The sequence below is a fragment of the Bacillus sp. NTK074B genome (assembly GCF_017303375.1).
Classification (GTDB): Bacteria; Bacillota; Bacilli; order Bacillales; family Bacillaceae_B; genus Rossellomorea.
Genome location: NZ_JAFKOH010000156.1, coordinates 1 through 262 on the forward strand (window position 1 = coordinate 1; position 262 = coordinate 262).

Genomic DNA, 262 nt, shown 5'->3' on the forward strand with positions numbered 1-262 from the left:
TCAATGTCCGTAAAGAAGGGAAAACTGCCCCGCCGGCACCAACGGACCGGCGGGGCAGGGCAGCAATCAGACGATGCGCACGCGCGCGAGCGACCCTTCGAAGCCTTTGGCATTCGTGGTGTGATCGGCGATCCGGCTGTTCGAGATCGTCTGCCAGGCGGCCATCACGATGGGGAAGGACGGCACGTCTTCCATTACCTTGCGCTGGATCTGGGCCCAGAGCTCGATACGCTCGGCATGATCGAGCGACACCGAGGCCGCT

General features: G+C 63.4%; 1 protein-coding gene. It reads right to left on the reverse strand.

All coding sequences use genetic code 11. From position 1 onward, the window contains the following. Positions 1–66 precede the first annotated feature (66 nt). Positions 67–262 (reverse strand): hypothetical protein (locus JI667_RS21820; RefSeq protein WP_206858583.1); only part of this gene is annotated, 196 nt, incomplete at its 5' end.